This is a genomic window from Streptomyces sp. NRRL WC-3549, from assembly GCF_000721935.1.
Classification (GTDB): domain Bacteria; phylum Actinomycetota; class Actinomycetes; order Streptomycetales; family Streptomycetaceae; genus Streptomyces.
On sequence record NZ_KL585474.1, the window covers coordinates 1080 to 1860 of the forward strand.

Here is a 781-nt window from a genome sequence, read left to right on the forward strand (position 1 = left end):
CAGCGACTGCTGCTTGAAGCGTCGTGGGAGGCCTTCGAGCGGGCCGGCATCGACCCGACGTCCCTCAAGGGCGACCGAGTCGGTGTGTTCACCGGTACCAACGGACAGGATTACGGCTACGTCCTGGGCGGGGCGGGCGACTCCGTTGTCGGATACGGCGCCACCGGAAGCTCTGCCAGCGTCCTGTCCGGGCGTATCGCGTACACCCTGGGTCTCGAAGGCCCGGCGGTGACGGTGGACACAGCCTGCTCGTCGTCCCTGGTAGCCCTGCACCTCGCCGCGCAGGCGCTCAGGGAAGGCGAGTGCACCATGGCCCTGGCCAGCGGTGTGACCGTCATGTCTATGCCAGGTGCCTTCGTGGAGTTCTCCCGGCAGGGCGGTCTCGCCGTGGACGGCCGCTGCAAGGCGTTCGCCGAGGCCGCGGACGGCACCGGCTGGGGTGAGGGCGTGGGCATGCTCCTGGTGGAGCGGCTCTCGGACGCGCGGCGCAACGGCCATGAGGTGCTGGCTGTGGTACGGGGCTCTGCGGTGAACCAGGACGGTGCGTCGAACGGTCTGACCGCACCCAACGGCCCCGCGCAGCAGCGGGTCATCCGCCAGGCCCTGATCAGCGCCGGTCTGGAGCCGGCGCAGGTGGACGTGGTCGAGGCGCATGGCACGGGTACGACACTGGGCGACCCGATCGAGGCGCAGGCACTGCTCGCCACATACGGACAGGAACGGCTGGACGAACGGCCGCTGCTGCTGGGGTCGATCAAGTCGAACATCGGTCATACGCAGG

The 781-nt window shown here is 69.5% G+C and carries 1 protein-coding gene; it reads left to right on the forward strand.

Features of this window, described 5'->3' with window-relative positions:
- A partial coding sequence (locus IH13_RS0136330; RefSeq protein ID WP_031091461.1) for a beta-ketoacyl synthase N-terminal-like domain-containing protein occupies positions 1-781 on the forward strand: 781 nt, incomplete at both ends.